The sequence below is a fragment of the Rhodococcus sp. SB1D genome, from assembly GCF_048573875.1.
GTDB classification, from domain to species: Bacteria; Actinomycetota; Actinomycetes; order Mycobacteriales; family Mycobacteriaceae; genus Rhodococcus_F; species Rhodococcus_F qingshengii.
In genome coordinates this window covers 157,620-184,312 of record NZ_JBMAIQ010000008.1, presented here as the reverse complement: position 1 = coordinate 184,312, position 26,693 = coordinate 157,620, and the positions used below count along the sequence as shown (strand labels likewise).

Genomic DNA, 26,693 nt, shown 5'->3' with positions numbered 1-26,693 from the left:
ACAAGAATTCTCCACGACTCGAAGTGATCCCGATCACTTCACAGATATCCGATCCAAAGGACACCCCATGAGCAGCACGGCAACAGGGACAGTAGACGGTTCCCCACAGCCCGAGGGCACCAAGGCAAAGCGCGACAAGACGCATTGGCTCTACATGAGCGTCATCGTCGCGGTCATCGGAGGCATCCTCGTCGGTTGGCTCGCACCCGAGTTCGGTAAGTCCGTCGGTGTACTCGGCACGTTGTTCGTCAGCCTGATCAAGATGATGATCAGCCCGGTCATCTTCTGCACCATCGTGCTCGGCATCGGCTCGGTTCGAGCGGCGGCCAAGGTCGGCAAGGTCGGCGGCCTCGCACTCGCCTACTTCATCGGGATGTCCACCATCGCACTCGCGATCGGCCTGGGCGTCGGCAACCTGCTCAACCCGGGCAGTGGCCTGAACATCACGCCCAATGCGGCCTCCGTGGCCAAGCTTGCAGATCAGGCCCACAGCGCGGGCGGTACCTGGGACTTCATCGCGTCCATCATTCCGACGTCGATGCTGTCCTCCCTCACAGCCGGCAGCGTGCTGCAGACTCTGTTCGTCGCCCTTCTGGTCGGCTTCGCGATCCAGTCGCTCGGCAAGTCGGGTGAACCGATCCTCAAGGCCGTCGGATACATCCAGAAGCTCGTGTTCAAGATCCTGACGATGATCCTCTGGCTCGCCCCGATCGGTGCTTTCGGTGCCATCGCCAGCGTCGTCGGCCAGACCGGTTTGAACGCCGTCGTCCAGCTCGGCACGCTGATGATCGGCTTCTACCTGACCTGCCTGATCTTCGTCTTCGGTGTTCTCGGAACGCTGCTGCGCGCGGTCACCGGATTCAACATCTTCAAGCTGGTCAAGTACTTGGCCCGTGAGTACCTGCTCATCTTCGCCACGTCGTCCTCCGAATCGGCACTGCCGCGTCTGATCGCCAAGATGGAGCACGTAGGCGTCGAGCGCACCACGGTGGGCATCGTCGTTCCCACGGGCTACTCGTTCAATCTCGACGGCACCGCGATCTACCTGACGATGGCCTCGATCTTCATCGCCGACGCCATGGGACAGCCACTCGGTTTCGGTGAACAGCTCTCGCTGCTGGTGTTCATGATCATCGCCTCCAAGGGCGCTGCCGGAGTCAGCGGCGCCGGTCTGGCCACGCTGGCAGGCGGACTGCAGAGCCATCGCCCCGAGCTTCTCGACGGCGTCGGACTCATCGTCGGAATCGACCGCTTCATGTCGGAAGCGCGAGCGATCACCAACTTCTCGGGCAATGCGGTTGCGACTCTCCTGGTCGGCGCCTGGACCAAGACGATCGACAAGGAACGCGTCGTCGAGGTACTCGACGGGAAGATTCCGTTCAACGAAGCCACGATGCTCGACGACGAGGACGAAGAAGAGCAGCACAAGCTCGAAACGGCTCCGACCGGCACCAAACAGTCGTTCGTGAGCCATCACTAGAAACGTCCGCTCTGCTGAACGTTTGACTGCGCTGCAGGCGCGGAACCCGATCTACGATCAGTGATCCTGGTCGTAACGATGAAAGAGACCGCCGCACCAACCGTGCGACGGTCTCTTTCTGTTCGTGGCTAGGTGTACCAGGTCGGTTCGGGAATCTCGCCGGTCAGAAAACGACTACCGACTTCACGGCGCTTGTACGCGAGCGGATCGTGAAGGGTATGCGTCCGGATGTTGCGCCAGTAGATGTCCAGGCCGACGTCGTTGGACGTGGCTCGGGCACCGGTCAGTTCGAAGATCTTGTTGCTGATCTCCAAGGAGACGTCGGCGGCGCGAAGTTTTGCGGCCGCGATGCGTACGGCGAGGTCGCCGCGAGCCTGCTCGGTGAGGTTTTCGCGAGCGTCGTGGAGCACTGCGTCGGCCTCACGGCTGACCTGATCCACGAAGGCCTCCGCTGCCCACAGCTTGGATTGCAAGTCGCCGTAGCCCTCACGGAGGTACCACTCGTCGGTTGCGATTTCGCGGTTGTCACCGCCGTACGGCCATGGACGCGTACGGGTTCGGGTGTACTCGGCGGCAGTGTCCAGTGCGCCACGAGCGATCCCGAGGTAGAAGTTGGCGAACACGATCTCGATCGCCGGGAAGTTCAGGGTGTTGTAGACCAGAGGTTGGAATTCCTTGTCGACAAAGCCTGCCGCACTTGCCCAGTCGACCTCGACGTCGTTGATCTCGACACTGCCGGAATCGGTGAGGCGCTGCCCGAGATTGTCCCAATCACCGCGGAAGACTATGCCGTCCCGAGCAGTCGGCACGATTGCGAACACATGCGTCGCAGTTCCGTCGATGATTCCTTCGAGCACCGTGAGGTCGGTGACTCGGCCGCCGGTGGAAAACGACTTCACACCGTTGAACACCAGGGTGTCTCCGCGGTCCGCGACGGTGAGGTCGGTGTCTCGAGGGTTGACCGCGCCGCCGAAGAAGAATCGGTTGCTCGTGTACAGCTCCTCGACAGCGGAGATCTGCGGATCGGTTCCGACCAATCTGGCTGCCCATGCCCACAGATAGTGGTATCCGAGCAGTTGTCCGATGGAGCCGTCGGCGCGGGCGATCTCCCGAACCACCTTGTAGGCGGTCTCCCATCGCTGCCCGCCGCCGCCGAACTCGACCGGGCCCAGGAGCGTCACAAGACCACTGTCCTTGAGCAGCTGAACTTCTCGGAACGGTGGTTCGCCGGCTCGGTCGCGGGCGAGTGCGTCGGCGGCAAGGATGTTGCTCACCTCGCGAGCCCGGTCGATCCAGCCCTCGGATGTGTCGGGAACGCCGACGAAGACTTCGGTTTCACTGGTCACGGTCATGCCTGTTCATCCTTTTCGGTCGGTGCGGTCCCGATGGCCCACACGTAAATCGGTTCGGTTCCGTTGATTTCGTAGTCGCCGACAACTTTGGATTTGAAGACGACCGGATTGTGGCTGGCGACGGTGCGGGCGTTGCGCCAGAATCGATCGAGATCGAGGTCGCGGCTGACTCCGGAAGCACCGAGTGCGTCGAAGATCTTGGCCGTGGCCGGCACGACGAGTCCGATCGAGGCGACTTGCCCTCGCCCCGAATCGATTTCGGCTGCGATGTTGGCGGCCTTCTCTTCCTCCGGCGAGCCGGAGAATGCGGCTTCGTAAGCCCATTGGGACGACTGTGCTGCGTGCAGTGCAACGGCCTCGGCTGCAAAGGCTGCAGAGGACACCTCGCCGACAACTTGCTGGATCTGCGAATCCTGCGCGTATCTCGGAGCGTTGCCGTGACTGAAGGTTCGAGTGCGAGAGGCAACTCGACGAGAGATCTCGATCGTAGCAGCCTTGGCGATGCCGGCGAGAGTGGCGAGGTGGAACAATTGGTAGAACGCGGTCTGGTATTTGAATCGCGTCGAGAAGTCGAAGATGTTCTCCGGCTGTACAATTGCGTTCTCGTAGACGGACGAACCGGAGCCAGTCGTCTGCTGGCCGAACCCGTTCCAATCGTCACTGTGTGTGACACCGGGTTGTCTCGCCTCGACCGCCGCGATCACGAATGCGCCGGTGTCGGTGCGCTGCGAGTACAGGTCGATCCAGTCGGCGAAGATGGAACCCGTGCTGTAGAACTTTGCCCCGTTCGCCAGGAAATGGTCGGCATCGGGTGCGGGCGAGACCTTGGTGTTGGCTTCGCCCAATGCAACGTCGCCGATTTCGGTCCACGCGTTGCCGACTAACTGTCCCTCCGCAAAGCGTCGGAGCCAGATGTCACGCTCCGGGCCGGGGTCGGCGACCAGTCGGTCTTCGACAAACGCGAAATGTCCGCGCAGGGCCTGGGTGATATTGGAATCGGCGCTCGACAGCTCGACTAGTAAGCGGATCAATTGCGGGATGCTCGCACCCGATCCACCGTGTGTTGTCGGCACCCGAACGGCGCCGAAGCCTGCATTCTTGAGTGCGTCGATCTGTTGGAAGGGAAGTACGTGATCGCGTTCGCGTTCGACGACGCCTTGTGCGATGTCCGCGAAGATCGGACGGAATTTCTCTGCCAGTGTTTCGTAGTCGACCTCACTTTTGATCGGATCAGCAGACCGGGGTACGGCATTCGGCGTCAGTGCGGTGGTCATGGGAAGAATGCAAGCTGTAAACACCAGGGGCGTCGATCCTTCATCGCGACCTGATTCGAAGTGTTGTCAGTCCGCGCAAATCTCGGTTCGATGGCCTGCCGGGCACTCTTGTCGAAATCGAGTGGTCAGTGGGGTTGCTCGTGAACGTGCTCGACGGTCCATCCGCTCCATTCGACGGTCCCTCCGGCACCACAATCATGTCGGAACGGCAGCCCTGGAGGACCGGAGCGAACGACGACGCGAAAGTCTCTCCCCTCCAACCGAAGATCGACAGTCGTGTGTTCTCCGTCGACACTCTCGCTGATGCTCTCGAGTGCGTCCGTGGCGACGATGTCGGTGGCGCGTCGGACAGCATGTTCGGCTGCCTGAGCGGCCTGTGACAGTGCCGCCCGGCCGCGCAGGTGCAGCAGCTGCAATTCTCCGGCTAGGTATTTCTCGGCAGTATCGATTGCGGAGTTGCCGTCCAGTCGGCTGAAATAGACTGCGGCAGGCCACGCAATCATGTTGGCCGCGAAACGATCTCCGCCGATGTGACTGCATTCCCACACATCTGCGATCTGTGCCGCGTTCAGCGCCGAAACGACCGGGCGGCCGAGTTCCGCGCAGCACGCATCCTTCTTTCCATGCGTGCAGACTGCGAAGAGCGGTTCCGTGCGGGAGCGGCCGAAGTCGGGTTCCGCTCCGGCGGCCATCGATTCGAACGGCAGTACCGACAGGTCCTCGTATCGGTCGACCGCCCCTTCCCGCATCCATTGGCGTGTGCCGTCCGTCCAGGCGAGTACACACGTCGGGGTGAGCACCCGGCGGTTGCGGGTCCGCCGGATCACCACGACACGGATACGGCCCTGCGCTGCGTAGATCTTTTCGGTGAGCGCGACGGGGAGAACGTCGTCAGGGGCGGACGCCGGCCAGGGGCCGGGATGCTCGATCAATACCCACAGATGTGTCATTCCGGCGCGACCGACCATAGGTTCGCCGGCGGTCGACGACTGCCGTGTACAGGCGTGAGGGCGTCGACTGGTTTGCGGATTGGCGACAAATTCCGAAAGGCACTGCATAGATCCTTTCCCCAGGACACCGTCGCTGTGGCAGGGGAGGGAAGACATGATGAGGCTCCAGTCTCGTAGGTTAGGCTCACCAGACTATTGGATGGTGAATCCTTTGCTCAGCCGCGGTGAATGCACGTGGCTGTGACGGTCGGAAGCAGTCGGTAACAGGAGTTTGTGAATGAAACGCAGTAACTCGCGGACGAAGTACATGCTGGGTGGTTTTGTCCTCGCCGCCATAGTGGCAACGACAACGGCGTGTGGCAGTGACGACAAGACGGATACCGGCAGTCAGTCTGCCGACACCGTGCACGCGGTCACCCACGCCCGCGGAACTACCGACGTACCGACGGATCCGCAGCGAGTTGTCGTGCTCGAGCCGGTTCAGCTCGACACGTCGGTAGCGCTGGGCGTGATTCCCGTGGGCACCGCGGTACTCAGCGAGACGACCGGCGTTCCGGCGTACCTCGGTGAGAAGGCGGCGGAGATCGAGATGGTCGGAACCGTCGCGGCACCGAACCTCGAGAAGATCGTCGCACTGAGCCCGGACCTGATCATCGGAACGGAATCGCGGCACGGTGATCTGTACGAGCAGCTCGCTGCCATCGCACCGACCGTCTACATGGCAACTCAGACCGATCCGTGGCAGGACAACGTCCAGTTCGTCGCAGAGGCGTTGAACAAGACCGATCAGGCAGGTGAACTGCTCGGTGACTACACGGCACGCTGCGAGGAAGTGGCGAGCAAGCACAGCACCGAGGGCAAGACCGCTCAGCTGATCCGCCCACGCGACGACGTTCTGACGCTGTACGGACCCACGTCGTTTGCCGGAAGCACTCTCGAATGTGCCGGACTCACGATTCCCGCACGCGACTGGGAGAACTCGATCTCCGTCGACCTCTCCCCGGAATTCGTCTCCGGAGCCAACGCCGACCTCATCCTGGTCACCTCCGCGAAACCGGCCGATGCCGGCACGATGCCGAAGGCCGTCGCCGACAACGCCGGATTCTTCCCGAACCCGCATCTGGTCGACATGTCCTACTGGATCACCGGCGTCGGACCGCTCGGCGGCCTCACCGTTCTGGACGACCTCGATCGCATTCTCGGAGCGTCGAATTAGCAGTGCGCGAAGGAGCAGTGCGCGAGAGAGTCGCTAAGTTGGAGCCTATGACAACTCCAGTACAGAACATCGCGATCAACACCCTCGGTGGCGTGCCCACCTCTTTGGGTGAATACGACGGCCGCGCCGTCCTCGTGGTCAACGTCGCGTCCAAGTGTGGACTGACCCCGCAGTACTCGGCGCTCGAGAAGCTGGCCAGCGAGTACGCCGATCGCGGTCTGACCGTGATCGGTATCCCGTGCAACCAGTTCATGGGGCAGGAACCGGGTACCGCCGAAGAGATCGAGACGTTCTGCTCCACTACCTACGGCGTCACGTTCCCGCTTCTCGAGAAGATCGAGGTGAACGGCGAAAACCAGCATCCGCTGTATGCCGAGCTCACCAAGGCGGCCGACGCCGAAGGCGCTGCGGGAGACATTCAGTGGAACTTCGAGAAGTTCCTGATCGGACCGGACGGCACCGTCGTCAACCGCTTCCGTCCGCGGACCGAGCCTGACGCACCCGAGGTTGTCGCCGCGATCGAAGCTGCGCTTCCCAAGAACTAGAGGTTTCCAAGAACCAGTAGGTGCGCTGAAAACTGCCGCCGGATGATCATCCGGCGGCAGTGTGCTGTTCACCCACAGCTGCCACTATCGGAGTATGTCCGCAGAACTGATCGTGTCGGTATCCGGAATCAGAGACGAGACATGTTATCTCGCTGCCGGATTCGCAGACGAGATGGACACTCGAGGTGTCCGCTTGTCGCTCCTGGTGGCGCCGCGACTGAAGGACAAATACCGACTGGCCGACGACGCGGTGACGACGGCTTGGCTGCGTGAGCGTCGCGAGCACGGCGATGCCATCGTTCTGCACGGCTACGACCAGGCCGCGACCAAGCGTCGCCGAGCCGAGTTCGCCACTCTGTCGAAGCACGAAGCGAAACTGCGACTACTCGCTGCGGACCGCGTTCTCGAGCATGCAGGCCTTCGGACCCGGGTGTTCGCACCGCCGCGCTGGGTGGCGTCGCCCGGTGCCATGTCGGTGTTGCCGGAGACGGGCTTTCGCACGATGGCAGGCCTCGGGGCAGTACATGATCTGACCCGCGGAACCTTGCAACGGGGAAGGGTTTTCGGGATCGGCGAAGGCTTCAAGGCCGAGCCGTGGTGGTGTCGCGCATTGGTTCTCGGAGCCGGGCGTGCCGCCAAACGTGGGGGACTGGTCAGATTGTCGATCACGGCCAAGCAGTTGGGAAACGAGGGCCCACGTCAGGCCGTCCTCGACGCCGTCGACCTTGCCCTCTTCCACGAAGCCGACTCGCAGGTGTATCGGTGGAACTCCCCGTCTCAGGAGCTCGGCGCTGCCTGAATTCGGCAGTTGGCAACTATTTGATAGCTACGAGACTATGTCGTCTGTCCGGGTTGTCCGAGCGGGCAGACTCTTCGCGTTTCTCCACTTCCTTGCTGGTAGTAGTGCAGAGTGGGTCAAAATCGCATAAAACGGACGTTCAATTAGAGCGCTGGGTCAGCCAACTCTCCCACTGCTAGAGTGCGTGCAGTTAATCTGCCGCTAGTAGATGGGATTGGGATCTCGCCATGCGCACGAGAGTGTTCTCCAAGTCGGCCGAGGGTCTTGTCGCCGTGGCTGTGGGCGCAGTCGTCTGTGCTGCGTTCGTTCCGGCGCTCGCGACTGCCGCTCCGACCGGCGCGGTTCACATGCTGCCGACGGGCAGTGTCGACGGCGGGTCGAGCGGATCGAGCGGATCGAGCGATGGCGTCCGCACCGCAACCGTCGACGATGAAGGTGAGCAACTCACACTGCGCCTTCACAAGATGAACCTGCGGGGATCCGAGTTCTCGATGGCTGTGCAAGACAGCGACGGAGAGCTGACCGACGCGGTGATCCCGGCGCCCCGTTCGTACATCGGCAGCGTGGAAGGGCGTCCGGACGCAATCGTCTCGGCCATCGTCGACTCCGCCGGAACACTGCGCGGGCAGGTGATTTTCGATCGTGGTGTTTCGATAGAGTTCGTCGGATCCGAGGTGGTCGGTCGCAGCACGGCGCCGATCGACGCAAAACCCAAGTGGCCCACCGCGGCCATTGCGCCGGCCTCGGCCGCAAGGGTCGGCAAGACGGTCAAGCAGTTCGTGGTCGGACTGGACCTCAGTGGCGAGTGGTACTCCGCGCACGGCGCAGGCAGTGCCGCCGTCGCTCTGGATCGGGCCGAGGAATCAATGGCCCGCACCGCTGCCATCTGGATCAGAGACGTCGGGATTCGGCCGGTCCTCGGTCGAGTTGTCCTGCGGGCAGATTCCGCCGGCGATCCGTACTCGAGCAGTTGTGAAAATCTCGAGCAGTTAGAAGATCTGTGGTCCGATCAGGTCGGGTCGAGTGTCGATCAGGCGACCGTCGTGTGCGCATCCGGTGGCGGAAATGCCTACTACTCGAAGTTCGAACTCGACCACAGCTACGCGCATGTCGGTGCCGAGTCCGACGGCAACTTCAGCCGCGTTCTCCGCCACGAGTTGGGCCACAACTTCGATGCCGACGACTACCACGGCGGCGGCGCCGAGGGATCGACCATCATGAACGGTAACGACCTCTCGCGCTTCGACGGCACCGAATTCGCTGCCATCGTCGATGCGGCGGAGGTTGCCTCGGCTCGACTCGACGACGTCGGTCGGTACACGGCAAGCCCGATCCCACCGTACGCCGCACTCGACACCGCGCGGGTCCGCTCAGGCGGCACAGTCACCGTCGACGCCGTCGCGAATGATCATGACAGCAACGGAGATTCGATCAAAGTGACCGGCGTCGGGGCGACGTCACTTCTCGGTGGCACCGTGAAGCTCGAAAACGGCGAAGTGGTGTTCGAAGCCGGAACGAAGGCAGGCACCGACAGGATTCTCTACACACTCACCGACGCAGCCGGTGGCACGAGCACCGGCTGGATCATCGTCGATGTGAGTGCGTGAGAACCGAATCAGGCGACTTCGACGCTCGACTCCTCGTCGAGAACTCGGAACTCGGTGCCGTCGGCAGCCATTTCCGAGTAGCGACCGTAGAAGATGCCTGCGGCCTCGTCGCGGATGATCGCTTGATGAATGGGAACCGCAACGCGCGGCGCCACCGCGCGGAGGTAGTCGATGGCTTCCGAGATCTTGAGCCACGGTGCGGCGGCGGGGAGGGCGAGAACGTCGATCTTTTGTTCGGGGACGTAGAGGGAATCGCCGGGATGCATGAACCGTGCCGGGTTGGTGGCGTCACCGAGGAGGAACGCGGTGTTGTCGATCATCGGTAGGTCCGGATGGATGATTGCGTGCTCTCCGCCCGTTCCGGTCACCTCGACGTCGCCGATGCTGAACCGGTCGCCCGGCCGGACGCCGGTCCAGCGCCCACCGAGCTTTTCAGCCGTCTGCGGATCGCTGTAGAGCACGGCGTCGGGATTCGCTTCGGCCAGTTCGGGCAGCCGCGCCGGGTCGGCGTGATCGGGGTGTTGATGTGTCACGAGGATGGCGTCGAGGCCGGTGATGCCTTCGAATCCGTGCGAGAAGTTGCCGGGATCGAAGAGGATCTTCGAGCCGTTCAACTCCACGAGCACACAGGAATGGCCAAAATGTGTCAGTCGCATGATTTCGAGTATGCGCCGCCCCGAAGGGACTCGCAGGCGGGTTTCACAGGTGGTGGCCGTCACGCCCCGATCACTCGATGCGAACCATCTCGGGTCCGCCCGGTAAACTGGCCATCACCCGAGCGTTTCACTCCGGGTTCGCGCACTAGTACCGAGGAGCAGCACGTGGCCCGTGTCGTCGTCGAAGTCATGCCCAAGGCCGAGATTCTCGACCCCCAGGGACAGGCAATTGTCGGGGCACTGTCTCGCCTGGGCTTTGCAGGAGTATCCGATGTCCGTCAGGGCAAGCGGTTCGAGTTGGAGATCGACGGCAGTGTCGAAGACGCCGAACTCGAGAAGATCGCCGAAGGCCTGCTGGCCAACACGGTGATCGAGGATTGGACCGTCAGGCGAGTCGAGGCATGAGCGCACGTATCGGAGTAATCACTTTCCCCGGCACGCTCGACGACATCGACGCGGCGCGGGCAGTGAACCTGGCCGGCGGTGAAGCTGTCGAACTCTGGCACGGCGATGCAGACCTCAAGGGTGTCGACGCGGTCATCGTTCCTGGCGGATTCTCGTACGGCGATTACCTTCGTTGCGGCGCGATCGCACGTTTTGCTCCCGCGATGGGCAAGGTTGTGGAAGCAGCCAAGGGCGGCATGCCGGTCCTGGGCATCTGCAACGGTTTCCAGATCCTCTGCGAAGCAGGTTTGCTGCCCGGTGCCCTGACCCGTAACCAGGGTCTGCACTTCATCTGCCGCGACGAGTGGTTGACGGTCGAAGCCAACAACACGGCGTGGTCCTCGCGATACGAGGCCGGCGCGCAGATCCTCATCCCCCTCAAGTCGGGTGAAGGTCGCTTCCAGGCGTCCGAGAAGGTTCTCGACGAACTCGAGGGCGAAGGCCGCGTCGTCTTCCGTTACTCGGAGGAGAACCCCAACGGCTCGCAGCGTCGTATCGCCGGCATCTCCTCGGCCAACGGCCGGGTCGTCGGTTTGATGCCGCACCCCGAGCACGCCACCGAGGCTCTCACCGGTCCCAGTGACGACGGATTGGGCTTATTCTACTCGGCCCTCGACGCGATCGTCACTGCCTGATCGCCTGCTGATTTTCACCACTGAACGCCGACCGGAAATCCGGTCGGCGTTCAGTCGTATGTGGGCCCGGTACCCAGGGCTACTGGCTGTAGGAACTGAGGAAGTTGCCGAGTCGCTCGAGTGCCGTCGAGAGATCGTCGGTGTTGGGGAGAGTCACCAACCGGAAGTGATCGGGTTCGATCCAATTGAACGCGCGGCCGTGGCTGACAAGAATCTTCTCCGATTCCAGTAGATCGAGAACGAACCTCTCGTCGTCGACGATGCCGAACTTGTCGACGTCGAGCTTGGGGAACAGGTACAGCGCCCCGTCGGCCTGTTGGCAACTGATCCCGTCGATGCTGTTGAGCGTGGTGTGTGCGAGATCGCGCTGGGCCGTCAGCCGACCTTGTGGAAGCAACAGGTCCTCGATGGACTGGCGTCCGCCGAGTGCAGTCTGGATAGCGTGCTGCGCCGGCACGTTGGCACACATTCGCATGTTGGCCAGCAATTTGATGCCTTCGATGAAGCTCGACGCCCGCTCGAGTGGTCCGGTGACGGCCAGCCATCCGGCTCGGAATCCGCACACGCGGTAGGCCTTGGACAGTCCCGAATACGTCAGACACAGAACGTCTCGCCCGGTCATCGTCGCAAGGTTTGTCATGGATCGGCCGTCGTAGACGATCTTTTCGTAGATCTCGTCGGCGAAGAGCATCAGATCGTGTTTGCGCGCTAGATCCACGAAGCGTTGCAGCACCTCCGTCGAGTAGACGGCGCCCGTCGGATTGTTGGGATTGATGACGACAATCCCTCGGGTGCGCGGCGTGATCCGAGCTTCCAGATCGTCGAAGTCCGGTGCCCAGCCTTGGCTTTCATCGGTGAGGTAGTGGACGGGCGTGCCGCCGGCAAGTGAAACCGAAGCCGTCCACAAGGGATAGTCGGGAGCGGGAATCAGGATCTCGTCCTCTGGATTGCAGAGGGCCTGCATCGTCAGGGTGATCAGTTCGGACACACCGTTTCCGAGATAGATCTCGTCGACGGTGACGTCGGTGATACCCCGCGTCTGGTAGTACTGGACCACCGCAGTGCGCGCCGAATACAGTCCGCGAGAATCGCAATATCCCTGCGCGGTAGGGAGATTGCGGATCATGGCCATCATGATTTCGTCCGGAGCTTCGAACCCGAAGGGGGCCGGATTGCCGACGTTGAGTCGCAGGATCGTGTGTCCCTGATCCTCGAGTTCTTCGGTCTTGTCGAGAATTCGCCCTCTGATGTCGTACCTGACATTCTCGAGCTTGCGGGCCTGATCGATGGGTGTGTTCACGCGGTTACGTACCTCTCCGGTTCGGGTGGGTGAGTTGGTTTCAGATGAGAAGGGCGCCTCAGGGTTCGGTCTGGAAACGGACATTGATTCGCGATAGCGCTAGCGACGAAAGAAGAGTAGCGCTACTATGATTCGACATGTCCAATGATAGCAGTTCGAGGATTGTCGCAGCCTTGCGTGAGTGGATCGCGACGGCTCCTCCAGGCGCGAAGCTTCCGTCCACTCGGTCGCTCGTCAGCCTGCACGGGGCGAGTCCGGTCACCGTGCAGAAGGCGCTGCGAACACTGGTATCTCAGGGGGTTGTGGAGGCTCGTCCCGGTGTGGGGACCTTCGTGCGCGCGGCGCGCGTCGTGCGACCCAACGACTACGGGTGGCAGACAGCGGCGCTCGGATCGCCGAACTATCGTCTGCAGTTGCCCATGGCGCTGCAGTCCACCTCCAACGACGTGATCGCGCTGCATTCCGGCTATCCGGCCCGAGAGCTGTTGCCGGAAGGTCTGGTTCGTGCAGCCTTCACCAGGGCGACGCGAACCGACGCCGTGTTCAATCGGCCCCTCGCTGCCGGGCTTCCGGAACTGCAGTCCTGGTTTGCCTCCGAATTGGGTTCCGCCACTCCTGCCGGGATCACTCCGCCGGGGCCGAACGACGTGGTTGTACTTCCCGGCAGTCAGGGTGGGCTTGCGACGTCCTTTCGCGCGTTGGTGGGGGAGGGACGTCCGTTGCTCATGGAATCGCCGACCTACTGGGGAGCGATCCTGGCCGCCGCACAGGCTGGAGTCACGGTCATTCCGATTTCCAGCGGCGCCAACGGTCCTGATCCTGAAGAGCTTTCGCGTGCATTCGAACAGACCGGTGCCCGTGCGTTCTACGCACAACCGAGCTTCGCGAGTCCGACCGGAGCGCTGTGGTCGCCGTCGTTGGCTGACAAGGTTCTCGACACCGTCCGTCGGCACGGCGCATTCCTCATCGAGGACAGTTCGGCGCTCGACTTCGGAATCACCGCAGATCCCAGCCCCATCGCTGCACGAGACGACAGCGGTCACGTCGTCTACCTTCGTGCGCTGACCAAGAGCGTGTCCCCATCGGTGCGAGTTGCCGGATTGATCGCTCGGGGTCCGGCGTACGAGCGGATTCTGGCTGATACACAGGCAGATTCGATGTACGTCAGCGGCATGCTGCAAGCGGTAGCGCTCGACGTCGTGACCCAACCGGCCTGGCGAACGCACTTGCGTAGGCTTCGTCACCAACTCGAGGCCAGACGCGACCTCCTCGTGTCGAGTCTGCGCGAGCACGCGCCGGACGCTCACCTCGACGCCGTACCGAAAGGCGGACTCAACCTCTGGCTTCGGCTCCCGGACACCACGAACGTCGAACGCGTGGTGCAGGACTGCCGGTCGGCCGGCGTCATCGTCGGGGCCGGTGACGATTGGTTCCCGGCAGAACCGACTGGAAAGTTCTTGCGGCTCAACTACGCCGGACCGAACCCGGGTGAGTTCCCCGACGCCGCCCGCATTATCGGCAGAGCAATCACGCAACATATGTAGAACTTCACCTCGCTGGTGGTTGACCTGAACTTCCGTTGAGGTTTTATCGTCGTGTGCATGAACAAACAAGCGATGCAGCCACCGGCCAACCAGCCGATCGGATTCTGGACCGCGCGAGCCGGTCAAGCGATTCGCACGCGCACGCGCGGAGCACTCGAAGCGATCGGCGTCACCCAGCCGGGGTGGTGGGTCCTGCACCAACTTTCGCTGCACCCTGAAGGGGTGGAGCGTGCTGTCCTCTTGCGGACGATCGGTCCGAACGAATCCACCGACGTGATCGATGACGCCGTCGACTCTGCCCTCGAACTGGGGTGGGCGCGCGAAGACGGGTCTGTCCTTCGCCCGACTGATGCGGGCTCCGAGCAGTTCGATCGCGCCGCGCGGGTACAGCAGATGCTGCAGGAAGAGCGGATGCAGGGAATCACCGAAGAGGAGTTTGTCACCACCATCACTGTGCTGCAGCGAACCATCAAGAACGTGGGCGGCGACGCCTGGCACTGGTAGCAGACATTATCTGGGCCCGCTGCCGGGTAGAGCGGCTTCGATCAATTCGACGGCGCGGGACACACCGCCCGCCGCTGCGAGTTCTTCTGCCAACTCCGCGCTGCGTCGGCGGAACTCGTCGGCGCTCACCAGAGTCAGCGCCTCACGAAGCTCTACTGCCGTGACGGTAGCGCTGTCGACGCGTACTGCGACACCGGCGTCGACGAGCGAGTCGGCGTTGCCGAACTGATCGACGGCTTGCGGCACTGCGATCATGGGTGTCCCGGTCACCAGTCCCTCGCTGGATCCGCCCATACCCGCGTGGGTCACGAACGCGTCGGCCTGCTGCAGAATCGCGAACTGCGGTACCCAACGGTGTATTTCGACGTTGTCGGGCAATGGTCCGAGATCTGAGATCTGCACCTGCTTTCCGATCTGGAGGACGACGTGCCAGCCGTCCATCTGGCCGAAAGCCTCGACGCAGGTGCGGTAGAAATCCGGATGATCGGTGAATGCTGAACCCAGCGAGATCAACAAGAGCTTGCGTTCGGGATCCGGGTTCACCCAAGGTTGGCTGCTCGGTTCGAGTGCGGGGCCGACGAACGTGTAGACGTCGCGGTTCACGCGTTCGGCGTTGGGCTGCATCGATTCTGCGATCAGCACGATTGCACGGGGTGGGCGTCCGGTGAACTCACGTGGATCGACCTCGACGCCTTCGGCGCGGAAGAACCGGGTCTCCCGATCGAGCAGGTCGACGCCTCTCGGATCGGAACGAATTTCGTCGTACATCGGTGCGGCGTCGGCTTCGTAACCGTCCCAGGCAACGTACGTCGGCGATAACTGGATGATGGGAACGCCCCACTGCTGAGCCAGTATTCGTGCCGGAATGCCGGCGATGTCGTAGAGAAAGAGGTCAGGGCGATCGTCTTCGTAGATTCGGCGTAGCTGCGGCAGCATCGACTCGTAATCGTCCTGGAAAATCGTCAACTGATCGATCAGATCCCCGTCCCAGCTCTTCTCCGGTTCGGCGCCGTCGGGAGAAGGGACGAGGCTGGGCAGCGTGGAGACGTACGGTGCGAATTCGGCCCCGGTCGCCTCGATGATCTCACGCATCGACTCGTCGTTGGCATAGGTGACGCGGTGACCGGCGGCGACGAGACGCGCGATGATCGCCAGGCTCGGATTGACGTGGCCCGGTGCCGGAATGCTCACCATGGCGATATGTCTGCGGGTCATCGATCACTCCTGCCGTCTGACTGCTCTGGAACAACTCCGGATACCGGACCGAGACTATCCACCAGGATGGGTAACGGCATCTGATTTTTGCCGGGGAAGTACCGTGCACACTCGAGTAGGACTACGCATCCGAGTGCCGGGATGGGCGAGCAGACTTCGAAGCATGAGCACACCGACAACACCCTCGAAGACCACTGCAGCCTTCTATCTTCAGGCCGGAATAGCCTTTGCCGTCAGTTTTGTCGGCACCCTCCTCGGAATTGCGTATCTTCCGATCGATGCGTGGCAACGCGGATTTCTCGGAATGTCCTTGCTGTTCTTGGTCACCAGTACGTTCACGTTGGCCAAGGTGATTCGTGATCAGCAGGAGGCATCCACAGTCAGGGTTCGAGTGGACGAGGCTCGACTGGAGAAGCTGATCGCCGAGCACGATCCGTTCAAAGCGGCAGCCTGAAACCTGTCGGCAAGGTGAGGATCAGCGTGCTGCCGAGAGGTTGCTCGTTTCGGAGCGCCGACAGATCGCCGCCGTGTGCGAGCGCGAGGCTGCGCGCAATCGTGAGCCCCAAACCGGAACCGTCGGATCGATCACCGCGATGGAAACGGTCGAAGACTGATTCGAGTTGGTCTGCGGGAATTCCGTCACCGGTGTCGGTGACGGACACCGAGAGGTGGTCACCTTCCCGTGCGAGTGTCACCGTCACCGAACCTCCGCTCGGAGTGTGCCGCAACGCGTTTTCGAGCAGATTGGCGAGGATCTGTTCGATTCGTTGGCGATCGACCTCGGCCGTGATCGGTTGCGGAGGTAGCGCGGTCGTCAATTCGACTCCACGATCGGCGAAACGTGGCGCCGCTGCTGCCGTTGCGCTGCAAACGATGTCGTCGATCTTCTCATCTCGGCGATCGAGTTCGAGAGCGTGTTCGTCGGCCGCGGAGACGTCCGCCAGATCGCAAGAGAGCCGACGCAGTCTTTCGAGTTGATCGCGCATGACCGACCATGAAGAGTTGTCCGTGGGGAGGACGCCATCCTCGATGCCGTCCACGTACGCAGCCAAAGTCGATACCGGAGTGCGTAATTCGTGGGCAAGATCGGCAAGCAGGCGTTTGCGGACCCGATCCGAATGATCAAGGCGTGCCGCCATGTCGGCAAAGGCAGTTTCGAGACGCGTGAAATCGGCATCTACGTCGGACCTGCCGATAGTCACGTCGAAGTTCCCGTCTGCGACGCTTTGAGCCGCCTCCGCCAGCGTTGAGATCGGGGCCGTGATGCGTCGGACGATGTAGACCGCGGCGATGCTTGCGCCCACCAGTGCGACCGCGATCCCGCACAACAGTGCAATGGTCATGGTCTGAGCGAATGCCTCTTCGGTGTGGGTACGGACATTCGAGTCTTCGATGCCGGCCATCATGAGGTGGTTGTGAAAGAGCGGGGCAGCGACGGCAATGGCGACTGCGGCGATGGCGAGGCAGGAGACGAACAGGACGACAAGCTGCGCCAGCAGCAGTTTTCCGCGTAGCCCGAGTTTCTTCATGACGACCTCGTTCATGACGACCTCAGGGAGTATCCGACGCCCCTGACGGTTCTGATGAACCGAGGATCGGTCGCGTCGTCGCCGAGTTTGCGGCGTAATGCACGCACATGGACGTCGACGATGTGCTGGTCCCCGAACCAGGACGAGCCCCACACCGAGGTGATGATCTCGGCCCGACTCCAGGCAGCGTCGGGTCGGGACGCAAGCGCGGACAACAGGGTGAACTCGGTGGGAGTGAGATCGACCAGGGTGTCGTCGACACGGACCGTGCGGGCCACGACGTCGATGTCGAGTCCGGGAGGCGTCGGCAGCACTTTTGGCAGCAAACTCGACGCGCGTGGCCGTCTGAGCAGTGCTTTCACTCGCGCAACCAGTTCGCGGGGGCCGAAGGGTTTGACCACGTAGTCGTCAGCGCCGGCCGCCAGACCCGTCACCTTGTCCGACTCTTCACCGCGGGCGGACAGCATCAGGATGTACGCATCGGAGAAGGTACGGATTCGTCGGCAGACTTCCATGCCGTCGAAGCCCGGGAGCATCAGATCGAGCACTATCAGCGCGGGCTCGAATTCGCGCACCGAACGTACTGCGCTCGGCCCGTCGTGGGCGAGGCGCACGGTGAATCCTTCGCGTGTCAGATAGTTGGCGACAACCTTGGCGAGGGCAGTCTCGTCGTCGACGACAAGAACGCGCCCCGGTTCCTCGCCAGGTCGTAGTTCGGCGCTCATCAGACCGAGGTTAGTCGACTGCGTGTCTGCATTGCTGTCGCGTGGTGGTTTCCACTCGACTGTGAAGATTCGATGAAGGAAGCCTGTTCGAGCCGGTTATCGGGCTTCGCGGTGGATTTTCGCCGGTAACGTGGCAACTGTGCATGTGCAGCACTCTTGTCAAATCAATTGTGGTGCAGTGCATATCGAACAGAATCAATTCTCGGGAGTGAAAACATGTCTTTGACGGTCAGGAAGAGCGCCGCGCGGTTCGTTCCGGTTGTGGCAGCGGCAGCACTGTTGATTGCCGGATGCTCGGACAACTCCGGGGAGAGCATCAACCATTCTTCCGAAACAACCAGCGTCGCAGCACAGTCGGAGATTCCTGCGGGTGTCAATGCCGCCGACATCGAGTTTCTCGAAGGAATGTACCCGCATCACGCGCAGGCATTGGACATGGCCAGAATGGTCGACGGTCGAACCGACAATGCCGAACTTCTCTCTCTTGCAGCGCAGATAGAGGCAGCGCAAGGCCCGGAGATGGCTCAGATGACCGAATTGTTGACGGAGTGGGGACGCCCCGAGCCTTCGTCGAGTTCGATGGAGGGCATGGATGAGTCGGCGCACGCGGGACACGGCGTCGGGATGGCCGAGATGCCGGGAATGATGTCGGCCGACGACATGACCGCCCTCACCGATGCCAGTGGCGCGGAGTTCGACAAGTTGTGGCTGACGATGATGATCGAGCACCACAAGGGTGCCATCACCATGTCCCAGACCGAACTCGACAACGGGCTCGACCCGTCGGCGGAGAAGATGGCAGAAGCGATCATTGCCGGTCAGCAGGCGGAAATCACTCAGATGGAAGCGATGTTGAAGGGGAGTTGAACAGGAGGCCTTGGCCGCGTGACCTTGCTCGGGTGGCTACCTGGGCATACGTTCGAGGCTGATGGCTTGACCGGTGCTGTGCTGCAATCACACGCGAGGGGATGACCGCCACATGGATCACAGTCAGATGGACCATGGCCAGATGGACCATGGCCAGATGGACCATAGCGAGATGAGCCATGGCCAGATGGAGCATGGGGCACACGGTGGTCACGGGGATCACGTCGCACAGTTCCGGACGTTGTTTGCAGTCATGCTGGTCATCGCGGTTCCGGTCGTTGCGGCAGACGCGATGTTCGCTGATCTGGTCGGGTACACACTGCCGGAAAACTCTCTGGTGGAATGGATCTCACCGGTACTCGGCACGGTGATGTACTTCTGGGGTGGCAAGCCGTTCCTCACCGGCGCTGTCGCCGAAATACGTTCTCGGCAACCCGGAATGATGCTTCTGATTGCACTTGCCATCACCGTTGCCTTCTTCGCTTCTTGGGCTGCAAGTCTGCACTGGGTGGATCACACTCTTGATTTCTGGTGGGAGCTCGCGCTTCTGATCGTGATCATGTTGTTGGGTCACTGGATCGAGATGCGTTCGCTCAGTCAGACATCGAGCGCCTTGGATTCGCTTGCCGCTTTGCTGCCCGACGAGGCCGAACGGGTGGTGGGGGAGTCGGTGGAAACCGTGCCCACCGCAGCTCTGGCCACCGGCGACCTGGTGATAGTTCGTCCCGGCGCCCGCGTTCCCTCGGACGGAACGGTCGTCGAGGGCAGTGCCGACATGGACGAATCCATGATCACGGGCGAGTCGAAGACCGTCCGCCGGACTGTCGGAGATCAGGTGGTGGCCGGCACCGTAGCCACCGACTCGGCACTTCGGCTTCGAGTCACCGCTGTGGGAGAAGACACCGCGCTCGCCGGTATTCGGCGCCTGGTCGAACAGGCGCAGAACTCGTCGAGTCGTGCTCAGGTGTTGGCGGACAAGGCCGCTGCTCTGCTGTTCTGGTACGCACTGGGCGCGGCAGTGCTGACCGCGATCGCCTGGAGTATCTGGGGCACACCGGAGAGCGCAGTCACCCGGACGATCACCGTTCTGGTGATCGCCTGCCCGCACGCGCTCGGGTTGGCGATTCCGCTGGTCGTCTCCATCGCGACGGAACGAGCAGCTCGGGCCGGGATTCTGATCACCGACCGCATGGCCCTCGAGGCGATGCGCAACGTAGACACCGTTCTCTTCGACAAGACCGGCACTCTCACCAAGGGGGAGCCCGCAGTGGTCAGTGTGCGCGGCGTCGACGGGTACTCCGACGACGAAGTTCTCAGCGCAGCAGCTGCCGTCGAATTCGACAGCGAACATCCACTCGGGCGCGCCGTCGTCGCAGCGGCGCGGGAGTTGTCGCTCGAATTCACTTCGGGTTCCGTCTTTCAGGCGCACAACGGGATCGGGGTTGCTGCGGACGTCGGCGGCTCACGCGTCGGTGTCGGCGGACCGGGGATGTTGAGATCGGTCGGGGCCACAGCGATCCCGGGGACCGAAGAGTGGCTCAGTGACGGGTCGACGATCCTGCATGTAGTGCGTGACGAGAAGGTAATCGGCGCATTGGCATTGGCCGACGAGATTCGCCCGGAATCAGCATTGGCCGTCGACGCCCTCCATGCTCGCGGTGTTCGAGTGGCCATGGTCACCGGAGACGCGGAGGCCGTGGCCCATTCGGTGGCTCGCAGGCTCGGGATCGACGAAGTTTTCGCCGAAGTGCTTCCTCAGGACAAGGGCGCGCAGGTATCTCGGCTTCAGGCTGCGGGCCACCGCGTGGCGATGGTCGGTGACGGGGTCAACGATGCGCCGGCACTCGCCCAGGCGGATGTGGGTATCGCGATCGGTGCCGGAACCGACGTGGCGATCGCATCGGCGGGAGTTGTTCTGGCCAGCGATGATCCGCGTTCGGTGAGCTCGGTCATCGAGCTGTCCCGCGCCACCTACCGCAAGATGGTTCAGAACCTCTGGTGGGCAGCGGGATACAACGCGATCTCGGTTCCCCTCGCTGCGGGAGTACTGGCGCCCGTCGGGTTTGTGCTGCCGATGGAGGTCGGAGCAATCCTGATGTCGGTATCCACTGTGGTCGTTGCCGCGAATGCCCAGTTGCTGCGACGCTTGGACTTGCGGCAACCACCGGTGACCGCGTTCGAGTCGAGAGTGCTCACACCGCAGTAGTGAGCGGATGAAGGCGGACTACTGTCGGCTCAGGAACGGAACGAGCGCACGCAGCACAGCTTCGGAGTCCGCGACTGCGCTCGCGTGATCAGCCCCCTCGATCACAGTCAAGGCACTGTCCGGGATCAGCGACGCGAGATGCTCGGTATCCGGCAGGCGCTCGCGATCTCTCGATCCGACGAACAACAACGCCGGTGTGGTGATCCGTTGAAGCACGGCGTCGTCGATGCCCTGCTCCTTCTCGGCCCGGCGCATGTAGGCCGCGAGTGCGAGGGCATCGTTGATTCGAAAGGCAGTCGCAGTCTGTGGATCCACCGGTTTGCCGCGCCTCGCGCCCCAACCGCTCAGAAACCCCTCGATACCGCCGCTTTCGAGTGCGTCGATGCAGCCTGGGAAGAACAATGCGTCGAACGCCCCCGTCATCGGTCGGCTACTACCGCCCCCGACGGTCAGCGATCGCACCCGTTCGGAGTGCTCGACAGTCAGCGACATCACCGAGCGCCCGCCGAACGAGTATCCGAGGACGTGCGCCGGTTCGAACGGAGACTCCGTGTCGAGGATCTCCAGGAGATCGCCGACCACCAGATCCATTGCATACGAATCGGAGTCGTGTGGTTTGTCACTGCGTCCGTGACCCCGCATGTCGACGAGGATCAGACGATACTGTTCCTGGAGCGCCTTGACGTACCCGAAGCCACGCCAGATGGAGCGCGACAACGCTGTGCCGTGCACCATCAACAGGGGTGGGCCATCGCCCACGATCTGATAGGCGATCCGCGCACCGTCCACCGGATTTCTCACGTCGTGCAACACCCGTCCAGTATGGGTGCCCGTTACTACGCACGTGAACTCGAGTAGTCGTCCGGAGCCATTCCGGCGGATGCCGTGAACTTTCACGACCAGTCGAGCAATCAACTCGGCCTCCCTCAGAGCTACCGGTCACTGCCCGGCCGGGCAGTACCCACCGTTCCAAGCAGTGCATCGGTGAAGGGGTCTGCCGTGCTGACGCCTGCGGCTATGCCCCGAAGCAGAGCCTCGAAATCAGTGGCAACTACGGTGACCTCCTCGAACTCAGGCTCTCCCCCACGGACAACCTGACCGTCCGGTGCGAGCGCCAGGTACTCGTACCCATTGCGTACCGACAGCAGAACCGGGAGGTGAGTGGACCAGAAGGCGTTGATCGCCGCGCGCTCAGCCGGCCCGGAAGCGACCGCCAGGCTCTCGTGCCGGAACGCATTCCAAGGAAACGCCTCATCACTGACGCCAACGCCACCGGCATAGTTCTCCGCCGAGAGAAACCACACCTGGTCGTCGGAACTGGCAAGTACGGAGAACGAACTCGCCCACACGAGGAGTTGATCACAAACGCCGACCAGCGGTTGCGGAACTGGGGCAGAGGCCGATCGAGTAGGTTCTTCGCGAACCCAACCTGCGATCGACAGCGCGGCGGTTGCGTCGAGGTGAAGGCACATCGCCCCACAGTAAGGCCAGACCGTCTCGCACCGATAGCGTCAACCGTCGGCCTACTCGGGATCGATGTCCTGAATACCATTCTCGTCCATGCTGATCCACCGCGTTATGCCGATGTCGCGCAGGAACGGCAGATCGTGACTCACCACCACCATGGCACCGCGGAAATCGGAAAGTGCCTGCGTGAGGTGGGTGAGACTCGGTAGGTCCAGGTTGTTGGTCGGCTCGTCGAGAAGAAGCAGCTGGGGCGCGGGTTCGGCCAGAAGGATCGTCGCTAACGCCGCGCGCAATCGTTCACCGCCGGAGAGCGCAGAAGCCAACACGTCGGAATCCGCTCCCCGGAAAAGGAACCGTGCCAACTGCCCACGAATTTCTTCGGCTGTTGCATGTGGCGCGGCCAAAGCGACGTTGTCCGCCACCGAGAGATCCTCGTCGAACACGTCGAGACGTTGGGGGAGCGCACGAGAGGCTACGAACGGAGTCGACGCAGCGAGTGCATCGAGCAACGTTGTCTTGCCGATTCCATTGCGCCCCAGTAGCGCAATCCGCTCCGGCCCGGTGATCTGGAGCGACACCACTTGGCCGCTCCGCAACGTCACCTCGGCGAGCCGCGCAACCTGCTGCCCCGGATGAACCTCTGTAGCAGGCAGATCCAGACGAATCTCGCGATCGTCTCGAAGGAGTTCCTCTGCCTCCGACAGGGCGGACTTGGCCTCGTCCACCTTCCCGATATGGTTGAGGGCCAGCTTTCCGGCCGAAACTTGGGCTTGGCGTTTTCGTTCCTGCGCGATAATCAGTGGGACCCGCTTGTTCTCGAACATCTTCTGCCCATAGCGCTTACGTCGGTCCAGTTTTGTTCGAGCGTCGATCAGCTCGCGGCTCTGCTTCGCCAGATCGGCCTTGGCGTCGCGAACAGTGGCGAGTGCGTTTTCCTGCTCAGCGGTCACGACCTCCTGGTAGTGCGAGTAGTTGCCGCCGAACACGCGTAGATCCCCCCGACGTAGTTCGATCGTGTACTCCGCGGTGTCGAGCAGTTCCCGGTCGTGGCTGACGATCAGTACGGTTCCCGGAAACTGTTGGACTGCAGCATGAACTCGTGATCGAGCGTCGCGGTCCAGCTTGTTGGTCGGCTCGTCGAGGAGCAGCACCTGCGGATTCTTCAGCAGCGTTGCGGTCAGGCCGAGTAGGACGGTCTCTCCGCCGGAGAGGGTGCCGACGGTTCGGCTCAATGCTGCGGTATCCGGAACTACCTTCTCGAGGCCGAGTCGATGCAAGGTGGAGAGAGCGCTCTCCTCGATATCCCAGTTGTTGTCCACGAGTGCAAAATCGGACTCGGATCCGTCTCCGGTTTCGATGCGGTGCAATGCGTTTCGTAGTTCGTGGATACCGAGGATGCCGTCCACCCGAACACTCGGATCGAGTGTGATGTCCTGACGGAGGTAGCCGACCTCGCCGGAAGCGGTTACTGATCCGGATTCCGGTGAGAGCTCTCCCGCGATCAATCGCAGCAGAGTCGACTTTCCCGATCCGTTAAGTCCCACGAGACCGACACGGCCACTGGGGAATACAAAATTGGTGCGGGAAAAGACTGATTCGCCGTCCGGCCAGATGAAGGTGAGATCCGAGAGCGACAGAGAAGGATGGGATTGGGCCATGAGTACTCCAGAGGGTGCTTGGACTGTGCGCCCGGCTCAGCAATTGCTGATGGGTGCGAGTGCCTTCGCGTGATGAACCTCTAGAGGAGCAACGGCCCGTTTCCTGTTCTGTCGGGAATGATTCGTGTTCCAGGTTAGAACACTCGAGTGGTCCCCTGCAATCGAATTAATTTGTGCTGTCGGTCTCGTCAGTGTTCGGTGCTGAGATTTTCTGGTCCTCAGATTTTCGGGCCTTCGGACCGAAGATCGTCGACCTTCGACATTGCTTCTCGGAGTTCCGTGAGCCATTGTTCGCTGTGCTTGCCCGCCAACCGGACTGTCCACATGAGAGCGTCCGCTCGCGAGCGAGCAACTCCCGCGTCCACCAAGGTGTCGAGAACCTTGCGTTCGGGCTGACGTAGTCGTGTCATCACCGGAACTGCGAGATGTGTGAACAGGACGGTCTTTTCGTCCAGGCGTACACCCCAGGCGACCTTGCGTCCGTAGCGAGCCTCGGCCTCGTCGGCGATGCGCATCCGGTCGGCGCGCGTGGTTTCACGAAAGCGCGAGATCCTTCCGTCCGCGGCGGCCTCGCCACCGTCGACTGACGGGAGTTCACCGATCACGACGATTTCTTCGCGGTCGACCTGGACGTCGGCGGTCCCGGTGAACCAGTCATCTGGAAGTCGACCGGCAAACCAGTCGGACGCATCACTCGCGTCGGGAACCGATGCTTGTTGCCAACCTCCGGGACGGCCGAACCTGCGGTCGCCGGAGCTTTGTGAGTTCTTCATGGCGTTCTCCTCGGAAACCTGGTGGAGCATGACGTGCGTTTATTGCACTGATTACATGATTACACCGATAGTCGAACCGGCGCCACAAATTCGGGCATGATCGGAGTCGTGCGCCTTTCACACGCTCGTCAGAGCTTCCGAACTTTCCGTCGTCCCGTGGCTGCCGTGGCTCTGGGGGTATTGGCCGCAGGATCGGTAGTTGCCTGCAGTTCTGGCCCTGACCAGCCGAAATCAGTGGCAGAGGAGTTCGCCTCCGCGCTCACGTCGGATGACGTGCAAGCGGCGGCAGCCCTGACCACCGATCCGGCGGCGGCCTCGACTGCGATTTCGGCTCTGATCGACGGGCTGGGCAAGGACGAGGGAACATTCACCGTCTCCGACGCCACCGAGTCCGGTGATTCTGCGGGGACGTTCACACTCGATGCGGCGTGGAAGTTCGGTGAAGGTCAGGACTGGAACTACTCGACGCAGGGAAACGCGTCGAAAAGCGGGGACAACTGGCTGATCCAGTGGGACCCGGCGCTGCTGGCCCCGGACCTGACCTCCTCGACCACTCTGCGCTACACGCCCACGACCGGTGCGCCGCCGTCCGTGCTGGACGCGGCGGGTCAGCCGATCATGGAGCAGCAGGTGGTGACGCTGGTCAATCTGGATTCCGCTGCGGTTCCTCCGGTGGACACCGCAGCTGTGGCCGCCCTGCTCTCGCCCGTCGCACCGACGATCACGGCGGCATCGCTCAGCGGCGACCTTGCGTCGGCGAGCGGGAAGCCGGTCACCGCAATCACTTTGCGTGCCGAGGATCTTGCACCGATCGAGGAGCGGTTGGCGGCGATTCCCGGAGTGAGCTTGGCGCCGCAAGCGCGGTTGCTCTCGGTGGACAAAACTTTGGCGTCGCCGACGTTCAGTGGGCTGTCCGATCTGTGGCAGGAGGGGCAGAACAAATCCGCAGGCTGGGCGGTACAGCAGGTGAAGCAGAACGGAACCGTCACCACCGTCGCCGGCCAAGACGGGCCGGTTGCTCCGAACATCGCGACAACGATCGACCGACCGATGCAACTCGCGGCCGAGAATGCGCTCGCCGGGGTGACACAACAGGCGGCGATCGTTGCGCTGCAGCCGTCGACCGGAGCGGTGTTGGCGGTGGCCCAGAACGCCCCCGCCGACGCACAGGGCCCGATCGCTCTGACCGGCCTGTACCCACCGGGATCGACGTTCAAGACCGTGACGACGTCCGCGGCCCTGCAAGCCGGCGTCGCTACACCGGACACCGTTCTGCCGTGCCCGGGTACCGAGAACATCGAGGGCCGTCAGATTCCCAACGACGACGAGTTCGACCTCGGATCGGTTCCGCTGCACACCGCGTTCGCGAAGTCGTGCAACACCACAATGGCGAGGATGGCCGTCGGTCTGCCCGCCGATGCTTTGCACAAAGCGGCGCTGCAGTTCGGGCTCGGCGTCGACTACGTCACCCCCGGACTCACGACGGTGACGGGCAACGTCCCTGACGCGAACACCCCCGCCGAACGCGTCGAGTCCGCGATCGGACAGGGCACGGTGACCGCCACGCCCTTCGGGATGGCTCTCGTGGCGGCCTCGATCGCCAACGGAACGACACCCGCGCCGATGTTGGTCAAGGGACAGCCCGGCGTGGCAGATCAGACCGTTGCACCGGCTCCCGCGGAGGTGACCGAACAGTTGCGGGTGATGATGCGCGAGACCGTCACGGGCGGTACGGCGACGTCGTTGCAGGACATTCCGGGGCTTCTCGGCAAGACCGGCACGGCCGAAACCGAGGGTGGCCCGGCACATGGGTGGTTTGTCGGAATCAAGGGAGACCTCGCATTTGCGGTATTCATCGCGGGTGCGGACAGCTCTTCGCCTGCAGTGCAGGTAGCGGGCACTTTTCTGCGCTGAAACCTGTTTTCCGTTGCAGTTGGATCACACCGT

General features: G+C 62.4%; 25 protein-coding genes. 13 read left to right on the top strand and 12 right to left on the bottom strand.

Translation table 11 applies throughout. The annotated features are described in order from the left end of the window. The first annotated feature begins 67 nt into the window (after positions 1-67). Positions 68-1,480, top strand: a complete 1,413-nt coding sequence (locus ACN50D_RS19150) for a C4-dicarboxylate transporter DctA (protein ID WP_007734438.1) — start codon at positions 68-70, stop codon at positions 1,478-1,480. Between the two features lie 128 nt (positions 1,481-1,608). On the opposite strand, the gene ACN50D_RS19145 is transcribed toward ACN50D_RS19150, so the two are convergent. From ACN50D_RS19145 to ACN50D_RS19135, 3 genes are all read right to left on the bottom strand, one after another. After that, a complete protein-coding gene (locus tag ACN50D_RS19145) occupies positions 1,609-2,832 on the bottom strand; it encodes an acyl-CoA dehydrogenase family protein (protein WP_211921540.1) in 1,224 nt (407 codons plus the stop codon). Then, positions 2,829-4,106, bottom strand: a complete 1,278-nt coding sequence (locus ACN50D_RS19140) for an acyl-CoA dehydrogenase family protein (RefSeq protein WP_007734440.1) — start codon at positions 4,104-4,106, stop codon at positions 2,829-2,831. The genes ACN50D_RS19145 and ACN50D_RS19140 overlap by 4 nt, the downstream gene beginning before the upstream one ends. Before the next feature lie 125 nt (positions 4,107-4,231). Next, a complete protein-coding gene (locus ACN50D_RS19135) occupies positions 4,232-5,056 on the bottom strand; it encodes a sucrase ferredoxin (RefSeq protein ID WP_249342970.1) in 825 nt (274 codons plus the stop codon). A 277-nt stretch (positions 5,057-5,333) separates the two neighbouring features. Between ACN50D_RS19135 and ACN50D_RS19130 the strand changes: the two genes are divergently transcribed. From ACN50D_RS19130 to ACN50D_RS19115, 4 genes are all read left to right on the top strand, one after another. Next, positions 5,334-6,272, top strand: a complete 939-nt coding sequence (locus ACN50D_RS19130) for an ABC transporter substrate-binding protein (RefSeq protein ID WP_042452648.1) — start codon at positions 5,334-5,336, stop codon at positions 6,270-6,272. A gap of 47 nt (positions 6,273-6,319) precedes the next feature. Further along, the gene (locus tag ACN50D_RS19125; protein ID WP_003945816.1) at positions 6,320-6,817 is read left to right on the top strand and encodes a glutathione peroxidase; all 498 of its coding nucleotides are present in this window, start codon (positions 6,320-6,322) and stop codon (positions 6,815-6,817) included. A gap of 94 nt (positions 6,818-6,911) precedes the next feature. Then, positions 6,912-7,616: a DUF2334 domain-containing protein gene (locus tag ACN50D_RS19120; protein ID WP_007734443.1), complete on the top strand. Its 705-nt coding sequence runs from the start codon at positions 6,912-6,914 to the stop codon at positions 7,614-7,616. A gap of 227 nt (positions 7,617-7,843) precedes the next feature. Beyond that, positions 7,844-9,223 carry an Ig-like domain-containing protein gene (locus ACN50D_RS19115; protein ID WP_058227294.1) on the top strand — a complete coding sequence of 460 codons (1,380 nt, stop codon included), beginning with the start codon at positions 7,844-7,846 and terminating at the stop codon, positions 9,221-9,223. 8 nt (positions 9,224-9,231) lie between these two features. On the opposite strand, the gene ACN50D_RS19110 is transcribed toward ACN50D_RS19115, so the two are convergent. After that, positions 9,232-9,879, bottom strand: a complete 648-nt coding sequence (locus tag ACN50D_RS19110) for an MBL fold metallo-hydrolase (RefSeq protein WP_054781003.1) — start codon at positions 9,877-9,879, stop codon at positions 9,232-9,234. A 165-nt stretch (positions 9,880-10,044) separates the two neighbouring features. On the opposite strand from ACN50D_RS19110, the gene purS reads away from it, so the two are divergent. Together purS and purQ are read left to right on the top strand one after the other, a co-directional pair. Next, on the top strand, positions 10,045-10,284 hold the full coding sequence (gene purS, locus ACN50D_RS19105) for a phosphoribosylformylglycinamidine synthase subunit PurS (RefSeq protein ID WP_003945817.1): 240 nt from the start codon (positions 10,045-10,047) through the stop codon (positions 10,282-10,284). Continuing rightward, positions 10,281-10,958, top strand: a complete 678-nt coding sequence (purQ, locus tag ACN50D_RS19100; protein WP_003945887.1) for a phosphoribosylformylglycinamidine synthase subunit PurQ — start codon at positions 10,281-10,283, stop codon at positions 10,956-10,958. The genes purS and purQ overlap by 4 nt, the downstream gene beginning before the upstream one ends. A 79-nt stretch (positions 10,959-11,037) precedes the next feature. Here the strand turns inward: purQ and ACN50D_RS19095 are convergent, their stop codons facing one another. Further along, positions 11,038-12,258 carry a pyridoxal phosphate-dependent aminotransferase gene (locus ACN50D_RS19095; protein WP_058227295.1) on the bottom strand — a complete coding sequence of 407 codons (1,221 nt, stop codon included), beginning with the start codon at positions 12,256-12,258 and terminating at the stop codon, positions 11,038-11,040. A 137-nt stretch (positions 12,259-12,395) separates the two neighbouring features. Between ACN50D_RS19095 and ACN50D_RS19090 the strand changes: the two genes are divergently transcribed. Further along, the gene (locus ACN50D_RS19090) at positions 12,396-13,802 is read left to right on the top strand and encodes a PLP-dependent aminotransferase family protein (RefSeq protein WP_042452643.1); all 1,407 of its coding nucleotides are present in this window, start codon (positions 12,396-12,398) and stop codon (positions 13,800-13,802) included. A 57-nt stretch (positions 13,803-13,859) separates the two neighbouring features. Beyond that, entirely contained in the window at positions 13,860-14,306 is a 447-nt protein-coding gene (locus ACN50D_RS19085; protein ID WP_211921542.1) for a MarR family winged helix-turn-helix transcriptional regulator, read from the top strand. Positions 14,307-14,312: 6 nt separating this feature from the next. On the opposite strand, the gene ACN50D_RS19080 is transcribed toward ACN50D_RS19085, so the two are convergent. Further along, positions 14,313-15,521 carry a macrolide family glycosyltransferase gene (locus ACN50D_RS19080; RefSeq protein ID WP_064111953.1) on the bottom strand — a complete coding sequence of 403 codons (1,209 nt, stop codon included), beginning with the start codon at positions 15,519-15,521 and terminating at the stop codon, positions 14,313-14,315. A gap of 163 nt (positions 15,522-15,684) precedes the next feature. Here ACN50D_RS19080 and ACN50D_RS19075 point away from each other — a divergent pair, with 163 nt between their 5' ends. Beyond that, positions 15,685-15,975: a YiaA/YiaB family inner membrane protein gene (locus ACN50D_RS19075; protein ID WP_003945505.1), complete on the top strand. Its 291-nt coding sequence runs from the start codon at positions 15,685-15,687 to the stop codon at positions 15,973-15,975. On the opposite strand, the gene ACN50D_RS19070 is transcribed toward ACN50D_RS19075, so the two are convergent. Continuing rightward, the gene (locus tag ACN50D_RS19070; protein ID WP_039973422.1) at positions 15,959-17,050 is read right to left on the bottom strand and encodes a sensor histidine kinase; all 1,092 of its coding nucleotides are present in this window, start codon (positions 17,048-17,050) and stop codon (positions 15,959-15,961) included. The genes ACN50D_RS19075 and ACN50D_RS19070 overlap by 17 nt on opposite strands. Positions 17,051-17,061: 11 nt before the next feature. Beyond that, positions 17,062-17,775 (bottom strand): response regulator transcription factor, encoded by a 714-nt coding sequence (locus ACN50D_RS19065; RefSeq protein WP_162114322.1) that lies wholly within the window; start codon positions 17,773-17,775, stop codon positions 17,062-17,064. Between the two features lie 216 nt (positions 17,776-17,991). Here ACN50D_RS19065 and ACN50D_RS19060 point away from each other — a divergent pair, with 216 nt between their 5' ends. Beyond that, positions 17,992-18,642 carry a DUF305 domain-containing protein gene (locus tag ACN50D_RS19060; RefSeq protein ID WP_054188009.1) on the top strand — a complete coding sequence of 217 codons (651 nt, stop codon included), beginning with the start codon at positions 17,992-17,994 and terminating at the stop codon, positions 18,640-18,642. A gap of 127 nt (positions 18,643-18,769) precedes the next feature. Next, positions 18,770-20,848 (top strand): heavy metal translocating P-type ATPase, encoded by a 2,079-nt coding sequence (locus ACN50D_RS19055; RefSeq protein WP_211921635.1) that lies wholly within the window; start codon positions 18,770-18,772, stop codon positions 20,846-20,848. 18 nt (positions 20,849-20,866) lie between these two features. Here the strand turns inward: ACN50D_RS19055 and ACN50D_RS19050 are convergent, their stop codons facing one another. The 4 genes from ACN50D_RS19050 to ACN50D_RS19035 all read right to left on the bottom strand — a co-directional run bounded on the left by ACN50D_RS19050 (position 20,867) and on the right by ACN50D_RS19035 (position 24,746). After that, positions 20,867-21,637, bottom strand: a complete 771-nt coding sequence (locus tag ACN50D_RS19050; protein ID WP_024487536.1) for an alpha/beta fold hydrolase — start codon at positions 21,635-21,637, stop codon at positions 20,867-20,869. Positions 21,638-21,780: 143 nt separating this feature from the next. Further along, positions 21,781-22,320 carry a hypothetical protein gene (locus tag ACN50D_RS19045; protein ID WP_046378009.1) on the bottom strand — a complete coding sequence of 180 codons (540 nt, stop codon included), beginning with the start codon at positions 22,318-22,320 and terminating at the stop codon, positions 21,781-21,783. A 51-nt stretch (positions 22,321-22,371) separates the two neighbouring features. Next, positions 22,372-23,973 carry an ABC-F family ATP-binding cassette domain-containing protein gene (locus ACN50D_RS19040; protein WP_211921546.1) on the bottom strand — a complete coding sequence of 534 codons (1,602 nt, stop codon included), beginning with the start codon at positions 23,971-23,973 and terminating at the stop codon, positions 22,372-22,374. Positions 23,974-24,191: 218 nt separating this feature from the next. Beyond that, complete coding sequence (locus ACN50D_RS19035) at positions 24,192-24,746, bottom strand: hypothetical protein (protein ID WP_020968571.1); 555 nt, start codon at positions 24,744-24,746, stop codon at positions 24,192-24,194. A gap of 96 nt (positions 24,747-24,842) precedes the next feature. On the opposite strand from ACN50D_RS19035, the gene ACN50D_RS19030 reads away from it, so the two are divergent. Next, positions 24,843-26,660 carry a penicillin-binding transpeptidase domain-containing protein gene (locus tag ACN50D_RS19030; protein WP_211921548.1) on the top strand — a complete coding sequence of 606 codons (1,818 nt, stop codon included), beginning with the start codon at positions 24,843-24,845 and terminating at the stop codon, positions 26,658-26,660. Positions 26,661-26,693: the final 33 nt, after the last annotated feature.

Bases quoted from the DNA above. Each gene is read 5' to 3' on its own strand.
- ACN50D_RS19150 (WP_007734438.1), top strand. From the start codon at position 68: ATGAGCAGCACGGCAACAGGGACAGTAGACGGTTCCCCACAGCCCGAG.
- ACN50D_RS19145 (WP_211921540.1), bottom strand. From the start codon at position 2,832: ATGACCGTGACCAGTGAAACCGAAGTCTTCGTCGGCGTTCCCGACACA.
- ACN50D_RS19140 (WP_007734440.1), bottom strand. From the start codon at position 4,106: ATGACCACCGCACTGACGCCGAATGCCGTACCCCGGTCTGCTGATCCG.
- ACN50D_RS19135 (WP_249342970.1), bottom strand. From the start codon at position 5,056: ATGACACATCTGTGGGTATTGATCGAGCATCCCGGCCCCTGGCCGGCG.
- ACN50D_RS19130 (WP_042452648.1), top strand. From the start codon at position 5,334: ATGAAACGCAGTAACTCGCGGACGAAGTACATGCTGGGTGGTTTTGTC.
- ACN50D_RS19125 (WP_003945816.1), top strand. From the start codon at position 6,320: ATGACAACTCCAGTACAGAACATCGCGATCAACACCCTCGGTGGCGTG.
- ACN50D_RS19120 (WP_007734443.1), top strand. From the start codon at position 6,912: ATGTCCGCAGAACTGATCGTGTCGGTATCCGGAATCAGAGACGAGACA.
- ACN50D_RS19115 (WP_058227294.1), top strand. From the start codon at position 7,844: ATGCGCACGAGAGTGTTCTCCAAGTCGGCCGAGGGTCTTGTCGCCGTG.
- ACN50D_RS19110 (WP_054781003.1), bottom strand. From the start codon at position 9,879: ATGCGACTGACACATTTTGGCCATTCCTGTGTGCTCGTGGAGTTGAAC.
- purQ (WP_003945887.1), top strand. From the start codon at position 10,281: ATGAGCGCACGTATCGGAGTAATCACTTTCCCCGGCACGCTCGACGAC.
- ACN50D_RS19090 (WP_042452643.1), top strand. From the start codon at position 12,396: ATGTCCAATGATAGCAGTTCGAGGATTGTCGCAGCCTTGCGTGAGTGG.
- ACN50D_RS19085 (WP_211921542.1), top strand. From the start codon at position 13,860: ATGAACAAACAAGCGATGCAGCCACCGGCCAACCAGCCGATCGGATTC.
- ACN50D_RS19080 (WP_064111953.1), bottom strand. From the start codon at position 15,521: ATGACCCGCAGACATATCGCCATGGTGAGCATTCCGGCACCGGGCCAC.
- ACN50D_RS19075 (WP_003945505.1), top strand. From the start codon at position 15,685: ATGAGCACACCGACAACACCCTCGAAGACCACTGCAGCCTTCTATCTT.
- ACN50D_RS19070 (WP_039973422.1), bottom strand. From the start codon at position 17,050: ATGAAGAAACTCGGGCTACGCGGAAAACTGCTGCTGGCGCAGCTTGTC.
- ACN50D_RS19065 (WP_162114322.1), bottom strand. From the start codon at position 17,775: ATGAGCGCCGAACTACGACCTGGCGAGGAACCGGGGCGCGTTCTTGTC.
- ACN50D_RS19060 (WP_054188009.1), top strand. From the start codon at position 17,992: ATGTCTTTGACGGTCAGGAAGAGCGCCGCGCGGTTCGTTCCGGTTGTG.
- ACN50D_RS19055 (WP_211921635.1), top strand. From the start codon at position 18,770: ATGGACCATGGCCAGATGGACCATGGCCAGATGGACCATAGCGAGATG.
- ACN50D_RS19045 (WP_046378009.1), bottom strand. From the start codon at position 22,320: ATGTGCCTTCACCTCGACGCAACCGCCGCGCTGTCGATCGCAGGTTGG.
- ACN50D_RS19040 (WP_211921546.1), bottom strand. From the start codon at position 23,973: ATGGCCCAATCCCATCCTTCTCTGTCGCTCTCGGATCTCACCTTCATC.
- ACN50D_RS19035 (WP_020968571.1), bottom strand. From the start codon at position 24,746: ATGAAGAACTCACAAAGCTCCGGCGACCGCAGGTTCGGCCGTCCCGGA.
- ACN50D_RS19030 (WP_211921548.1), top strand. From the start codon at position 24,843: ATGATCGGAGTCGTGCGCCTTTCACACGCTCGTCAGAGCTTCCGAACT.